8 protein-coding genes and 1 pseudogene are annotated in these 6659 nt (G+C 62.0%); 3 read left to right on the top strand and 6 right to left on the bottom strand.

The features are described 5' to 3' along the window. Both EN893_RS38650 and EN893_RS13210 read left to right on the top strand, forming a co-directional pair. Positions 1-388: hypothetical protein (locus EN893_RS38650; RefSeq protein ID WP_206640111.1), on the top strand; the 388-nt coding region annotated here is incomplete at its 5' end. Between the two features lie 465 nt (positions 389-853). Next, the gene (locus EN893_RS13210) at positions 854-1159 is read left to right on the top strand and encodes a transcriptional regulator (protein WP_127268687.1); all 306 of its coding nucleotides are present in this window, start codon (positions 854-856) and stop codon (positions 1157-1159) included. Positions 1160-1180: 21 nt separating this feature from the next. On the opposite strand, the pseudogene EN893_RS13205 reads toward EN893_RS13210, so the two are convergent. The 6 genes and pseudogenes from EN893_RS13205 to EN893_RS13180 form a co-directional block, all read right to left on the bottom strand. Further along, positions 1181-1494 (bottom strand): annotated as a pseudogene (locus EN893_RS13205) (LysE family transporter); the annotation flags it as partial. Between the two features lie 31 nt (positions 1495-1525). Continuing rightward, a complete protein-coding gene (locus EN893_RS13200; protein ID WP_127268686.1) occupies positions 1526-2362 on the bottom strand; it encodes a DMT family transporter in 837 nt (278 codons plus the stop codon). Continuing rightward, positions 2359-2940, bottom strand: coding sequence for a TetR/AcrR family transcriptional regulator (locus tag EN893_RS13195; RefSeq protein ID WP_127268685.1), 582 nt, complete (start codon positions 2938-2940; stop codon positions 2359-2361). Before EN893_RS13195 ends, EN893_RS13200 begins: the two co-directional genes overlap by 4 nt. A gap of 135 nt (positions 2941-3075) precedes the next feature. Next, positions 3076-3528, bottom strand: a complete 453-nt coding sequence (locus EN893_RS13190; RefSeq protein ID WP_127268684.1) for a hypothetical protein — start codon at positions 3526-3528, stop codon at positions 3076-3078. 193 nt (positions 3529-3721) lie between these two features. Beyond that, positions 3722-4576: a 23S rRNA (adenine(2030)-N(6))-methyltransferase RlmJ gene (locus EN893_RS13185; RefSeq protein ID WP_127268683.1), complete on the bottom strand. Its 855-nt coding sequence runs from the start codon at positions 4574-4576 to the stop codon at positions 3722-3724. Between the two features lie 62 nt (positions 4577-4638). After that, positions 4639-5244 (bottom strand): hypothetical protein, encoded by a 606-nt coding sequence (locus EN893_RS13180; RefSeq protein ID WP_127268682.1) that lies wholly within the window; start codon positions 5242-5244, stop codon positions 4639-4641. Between the two features lie 706 nt (positions 5245-5950). Here EN893_RS13180 and EN893_RS13175 point away from each other — a divergent pair. Further along, positions 5951-6659: NAD-dependent epimerase/dehydratase family protein (locus EN893_RS13175; RefSeq protein ID WP_128361574.1), on the top strand; the 709-nt coding region annotated here is incomplete at its 3' end.

The following is a 6659-nucleotide window of genomic DNA, read 5'->3' as shown; positions in this document are numbered from 1 at the left end:
CGCCGCAGCCTTCGCTGCAGGCTTCTTGGCTGGTGCCGCCTTCGCCGCCGGCTTTGCCGCTGCCTTGGCGGGTGCTGCTTTCTTCACTGCCGGTTTCGCAGCAGCTTTCGCTGCCGGCTTCTTGGCCGGTGCTGCTTTTGCCTTGGCCGCCGCGGCCTTCGGCTTGGCAGCGGGTGCTGCTTTCTTCACTGCAGCTGCGACCTTCGCCGTCGCTGCTTTTGCGGGTGCTTTCTTTGCCGGTGCCTTCGACGCCGGCGCTTTGGATGACTGCTTAGCCATGCGATGCCCCTTCCGTTGTGCCGACGGCCGTAATGACCCGGCGCGCTCATGCATATCTGACTCGCGGCTTGCTAGCCAGCGAAGCAATAGACTGATTTTCGCAACTTAACTTTCGGTTACGATCGGCACATGATCGTGCTGATCGTCGCAGAAATTCACTGCTGATCTTCGACCATCGGCTAGAATGTGTCGCCGACATTCTCCACACTCCGCGGGAGCGCTCTTCTCGTGAAGCTCCGAAGATCAGCGAACAGCTTTGCGTGTCGATCTTCGTTCGCCAATATCATGACCACAGCCTCAGCGGTGCGATCATCTCATGCAGGCGGACGATCTATACTGCAATGCGGCAGCCGGCCAATGCATCACCTTGTCAAGCGCGATCGCAGACCCGACTGCTCGTGAATTGACAGACAACTCTATATGGCAGAGTATTCTGCACAGAAGGCCGGAGTACTTCGATGTCCATCGCACAGGGACAAACGGCGCTGTCGCCGTTCGAGATTGCCAAGACGGTCCGCCACGGCGGCGGCATGGTTGTCGGTGGCCTCCGGCTTGGCTGCACCGGAGCCAATCGATGAGTGCCGACGAAATCATACACCAGAGCACTCGGCTCAGGATCATGGCCGCGCTGAACATGCTGGAAAGGCGCCAAACGCTGGACTTCACCGGGCTGAAGGCCATCGTGGACGTCACGGACGGCAATCTCGGCGCGCATCTCGATACGCTGGCCAGGGCCGGTTATGTCGACATCGAAAAGCTGTTCGTCGGCCGCCGGCCGCAGACGCGCGTCAAGGCGACCACGAGTGGACGGCGCGCGTTCCGCGGCCACGCCGCATTCCTGCGCAAGATCATCGATCAGGCGATGCCGCGCAGGAAATAGCGTGGCGACTGGGCAATCCGCTCAGCGCGCGGCAACAACGGCAACGCCGGCGCCTATCATCACACCGCCCGCCGCGCGGTCACCCGGCGTACGATCCTTGGCGTGCGCAACAGGTTGCGGGCGCGGCCGGCGAGGATGATATGAACGCCGATCACCACCGCTTCAACAGCCAGGATCACCATCATCAGCACACCAAGATGAGCAGCATTGAGCGATGCGCCTACGCCGCTAGGCAACAGCGCGACGTAGAACAACGGCATTTTCGGATTGCCAAGATTGAGCGCGATGCCGGTGGCAAAAATCGTCAGCAGCCCTCGCCGTCCTGAGACGGGCTGCCGTCCAGAATCTTCGCGATCCGCATTTCCGTCACGACTGATAGCCGAGGCAGATGGCGCCGAGCGCGACGATAGCGCAGGCGCCGACCCGCCGCGGCGTCAGCATCTCGCCGAGGAACAGGCGTCCGATGAAGGCCGCGAAGACGACGCTGGTTTCGCGGATCGCGGTGATCGGACCTGCTGGTCCGAGCGCGAAGGCCGCGACCACGACACCGTAGGCCAGAAGTGCAAACAGGCCTCCGCCGAGCGCCTTCCAGGTTTCAGGCGCGCGCGGGTCGACAATGAGCCGGCCACGGCAGGCGACGAAGGCCGCCGGCAGCAACGCGCCGTAGATCAGCAGGACCCATGCGGTGTAGGCGCCGGCATTTCCCGCCGCCCGAACGCCGAGCGCATCGACCGTCGCATAGGCGGCGATGATCGCTCCCGTTGCCAATGCATAGAATATCGATGTCGTGGCGGCCCTGCCCCGTCCGAGTGAAAGGCCCATGATGCCGCCAGCGACCAGCGCGACGCCGACGGTCTGCGGCAGAGTGAGCTGCTGGTTGGCCAGGAAGAACCCGCCGAGCGTGACAAGCAGCGGCACGCTGCCGCGAACGATCGGATAGACCTGCCCCAGTTCGCCGTATCTGTAGGCGGCCACGAGAAACAAGGTGTAGCCAACCTGCAGGCAGGCCGAGAGCACGATATAGGACCAGGCCGGCGCGGCCGGAAGGGCGTGGAAGAAGGCGAAGGGGATGGCGAGCGCCGTGCTTGAAAAGCTCATGACGGTAACGGTCCACAACCGGTCGGCCCCCGTGCGCAGGAACGCGTTCCAGCTTGCGTGCAGGATCGCCGCAAACAATGCGAGCCCGATGACCAGCGGGCTCATTGCGGCCGGCGCGAGGCGGCGACGATGCCCATGGCCGCCTTGCGGGAGTCGCGAATGGCGGCTTCTGCCTGCCCCATCTGCGCCAGCAAGGTCGCACCTTCGATCAGCATAAGCAGCGTCGCCGCCACGCTCTCGGCGCGGCCGTGCGGCATCATCTCTTCGAGGATAGACTGCATGCGCCGCTTGAGGCCGTTCTTCTGCCTGACAACGGCCTCGAAAATCGGGTGCCCGGGATCGCCGAACTCGGCCAGCGCATGTGCGAACAGACAGCCATGGAAATCCGGGCTGCGGAACCAGCGTGCATGCCAGTCGAAGATTTTTCCGATTTTCTGCTCCGGCGGAACGTCCTCCTGGGCGAGCCGGTCGAGTTGGCGGTCGAAACGCATAGCGCGATAGTCGAGCACCTCGACGATCAGTTCGTCCTTGCTGGGAAAGTGGCGATACATCGTCATCTTGGCCACATCGGCTTCGGCGATGATCCGGTCGATACCGGTGGCATGGAAGCCGGCGCGCTTGAACAGCACGTAGGCCGTGTCAACGACGTGTTGGCGCTTGCCGGAAGCGGACGATGGCGTCATGGAGATTACCTAGTATTGAGACAGGTCTGTCTCGCCTGTATGCGACGGATCGAACCTGCTGTCAACGCGGCGCGAAAAAACGCCTGCAGCCGATCAAGCCACAGGCGCGAAAGAGATTGGAAGGGGAAACCGGGTCTAGCGCAGAATGCGGCAGCGGCCGTTGTAGACCATCCAGCGGTCGAAGCCCGAGACACAGAATTCGACATTGTCGCCGATCGAGGCAAAGCCCTGGCCTTCCTCGATCAGGTACCAGATGGTGCGATCGCGGCCGTCGGACAGACTGACGGTGGCGCCGCAATAACGGCGACCGATCGGCCAGGTATCGTTGGCCGCCAGATAGCGATGCTGGTGGATGCGCCGGAAATCGGTGATCTGCACGTCAGGCAGATGCGGCACGTGATGCACCTGATAGGAAAAGCGGCTGGTGATCTTGTTCAGTACCCAGGGCTGACCGCAGACCCCGCTGTCTTCATCGGAATAGACCGTAAGATCGGCGGCCTGCACGGTCTGGGTGATACCGAGAGGCGCAGCAAGCGGGGTGAAGAGCGAAATCAGGGCGGCAAGGGCGGATTTGGCGAAGCGAGTCATGGCAGCCTCTCAAGGTCGATTGCGCGCACTGTGCGGATTCGCTCGGCGGCGGTCAAGCGGTTGCGTTGACAATGGTTTCCCAGTTTGAAACCGCTTTTTGACCAAAGCCGAATTTGCACGCACCGGAATGGCTCTGGCACGTTCATATCCAGACCCAAGAGCACGCGGTCCCTGGGTCGTCGATGAGACCGCCTCAAGCCTGCTCGCCGGCCAGCCATTCCAGCGACCAGTGCGCCGGCCGCCCCACCGCAAGCAGCCTGTGCAGGGCCGGCAGCAGCGTCCGCAGCTCGCCCTCCAGCGTGAACGGCGGGTTCACGACCAGCAGACCACTGCCGTCGAGGCTGGGTTCCGAAGAGGCCGGCCTGATCTCGAATTCGATGTCGAGCAGCTTCGGGATGCCGGATTGCTTCAGCGCCTTGCGGAAAGCGATGATCGCCTTGCGGTCCTTGATCGGATACCAGAGCGCATAGATGCCGCCTGGCCACCGCTTGTGCGCCCTGGCGAGCCCGTCGACGAGGCGTTCGAACTCACCCGCTTCCTCGAATGGCGGATCGATGAGGACAAGGCCGCGCTTTTCCTTCGGCGGCAGATGCGCGCCGAGCGCCAGCCAGCCATCGAGCTCGATGATCCGGGCCTGGAAATCGCCGGCAAAGAACGTCCTCAGCCTTGCGGCATCCTTGGGGTGCAGCTCGATCGCCGTCAGCCGATCCTGCTTGCGCATGAGATGGCGCGCAATCAACGGCGAGCCCGGGTACTTCTGGATGCCACCCTCGGGGTTGAGCGACCGTATTGTCTCCAGATAAGGCGCGAGCAGCGCCGCCACCGGAGCGGCGAACGGGGCATCGATCAGCCTGCCGATGCCGCCTTGCCACTCACCCGTCTTCTGCGCCTCGGCGGACGACAGGTCGTAGCGGCCGATGCCGGCATGGGTGTCGACGACCCGAAACGCCTTATCCTTCTGCTTCAGATACTCGAGCAAGCGCGTCAGCACGACATGCTTGACGACGTCAGCGAAATTCCCGGCATGATAGGCGTGGCGGTAGTTCATGGTTTTGTGCCGTTATGCATGTCGTTGTCCCAAAACCGCTGCACACTTTTGGGCGACATGCATCAGCCCCTGCCCCAACGCGGCGGTGGCGGCTGCGAGTTCGGATTTTCCGGCCGGCCGCCACGAGTGCGCAAAGTCAGCAAGAATCCGATCAGGCCGATCGCCATCAGCGCGAAGCCGACCGGCCGTGCACGGCTGTCGATCTCGCCGGCGCCGGAGCGCAGGATGAGATCGACCGCCCGCATTGGTATGTCGTCGGCATCACCCGGTCCGACGGTGAAGATATAGGGGCCAGGGCTGACGGTCGCGATCACGCCGGCCTCGTCGCGAAAGATCTTGTCGGTCAGTTGCGGGCTAGCCTGGCGAGGATTGTCGGAATGGTTGAACTGCAGCGTCGAGGCGAGCACCGTGCGGCCATTGCTTGCAGCGGTCAGCGTCAGGACGGTGCGCTGCTGCGAAACGATGCGCTCTGCTCTTGCGGTCAGGTCGACCAGCACCCGCACCGGCGCGTCGCGGCCGGAGAGCGGCACCGTCAGCGGCTTGAAGCGGCCCTGCTCATAGACCCGCCAGGTGCCGATCTCATGGCCGGAGAAGTTGCTCATCGCCCAGGGATAGACGACACCGATGCCGGCGCCGACGAGCAGGATCAGGACAAACAGAAAGCGCATTCAGATCACCATGGCGTATCGTGACCTTGCCAATAGCGCCCCGACGGCCAAAAGGCGATGGCCAGTTGCGGGCAGCCACCTGGAGGTGGGCCGTGCGGGTGCGAGCGCAACCAGATTGGCGGCGTGGCCGCGCAACAATTCAAGGTTCTACCTATGCGCTCAAAAATTAAGCCGAGTATTTCGCGCGCTGCGCTGACATCGCTGTCGGCTCATTCTCGGTCGTCCTTGCTGTCAAGTTTCGATTCTACCTCAAGGGACAGCTTCCGCGTCCGGTCATACATTGTCGTCGATCGAGCCAATATGCTGATTAGTAAAGAGGATTTTCCGTATGCGCCGTGTTTCAGCCCGAGAGACCGTCGCCCCCTCATGTTAACCATCCGCGAGCGCACTTGGTTAAGAAATCACTAATTTAGTTGACTATAATTTCCACAGGTATATTTTCGATATGTTGGGATGTGCAATTTGGGCGAGCAATCGGCGATGGTGACACCGAGCGGGTGACCGCGTTTTCGGGGCGCAGAGAATGCTGAGCGGCAGCACGGAGGTCGTGTAGTCGTACCAGCTTCGCGAAAGCCAAAGAACAATTAACGCACATCAGTGATGGCGATTCCGCAGACGCGGAGGTTTGCCACGTTCTCAGGAACGTGGCCGGGCGATGCTTTGTCCCGGCCCCGGCGGTAGCGTGTGCGGTGCGTGCGAGGAAAGCATGGGTAAGCTTGTCAAGGTTCTGAAACTGGAATCCGGCAGCCAAAGGGGCGCCAACCAAAGCCGACGACGCGCCCTTGTCGCCGGAGGCGCGGGGTTTTTAGGATCGCATCTGTGCGAACGTCTTTTGCGGGACGGATACGACGTTGTCGCGCTGGACAATTTCCACACCGGCAAAAGATACAATCTCAATACCCTTCTGCGTAATCCGAGCTTCACCTGTATCGAGCACGACATCGTCGATGCACTGCCTTCGGATCTTCAGTGCGACGAGATCTACAATCTCGCCTGCCCCGCCTCTCCGCCGCACTACCAGGCAGACCCGATCCACACCTTCAAGACAAGCGTGCTTGGATCGCTGAACCTTCTGGAACTCGCGCGACAGAACAAGGCCAAGATATTCCAGGCCTCTACGTCCGAAGTCTATGGCGATCCCTTCGTGCATCCACAGCCCGAGAGCTACTTCGGCAACGTCAACACGCACGGACCGCGTTCCTGCTACGATGAAGGCAAGCGCTCGGCCGAAACCCTGTTCTTCGATTATTCGAGAACCTATGGCCTCGATATCCGTGTCGCCCGCATTTTCAACACCTACGGGCGCCGCATGCAGCCCGACGATGGGCGTGTGGTTTCGAACTTCATCGTCCAGGCGCTGCGCGGCGAGGACCTGACCGTCTATGGCAGCGGCCAGCAGACGCGCTCCTTCTGCT

Source organism: Mesorhizobium sp. M7A.F.Ca.CA.004.04.2.1, from assembly GCF_004022825.1.
Classification (GTDB): Bacteria; Pseudomonadota; Alphaproteobacteria; order Rhizobiales; family Rhizobiaceae; genus Mesorhizobium.
Note: the sequence above shows the minus strand (reverse complement) of the source record. Positions and strands in the feature narration are given on the sequence as shown.

Excerpts from the sequence above, each read along its gene's own strand:
- EN893_RS13190 (WP_127268684.1), bottom strand. The coding sequence starts at position 3,528 with ATGACTCGCTTCGCCAAATCCGCCCTTGCCGCCCTGATTTCGCTCTTC.
- EN893_RS13210 (WP_127268687.1), top strand. The coding sequence starts at position 854 with ATGAGTGCCGACGAAATCATACACCAGAGCACTCGGCTCAGGATCATG.
- EN893_RS13180 (WP_127268682.1), bottom strand. The coding sequence starts at position 5,244 with ATGCGCTTTCTGTTTGTCCTGATCCTGCTCGTCGGCGCCGGCATCGGT.
- EN893_RS13185 (WP_127268683.1), bottom strand. The coding sequence starts at position 4,576 with ATGAACTACCGCCACGCCTATCATGCCGGGAATTTCGCTGACGTCGTC.
- EN893_RS13195 (WP_127268685.1), bottom strand. The coding sequence starts at position 2,940 with ATGACGCCATCGTCCGCTTCCGGCAAGCGCCAACACGTCGTTGACACG.
- EN893_RS13200 (WP_127268686.1), bottom strand. The coding sequence starts at position 2,362 with ATGAGCCCGCTGGTCATCGGGCTCGCATTGTTTGCGGCGATCCTGCAC.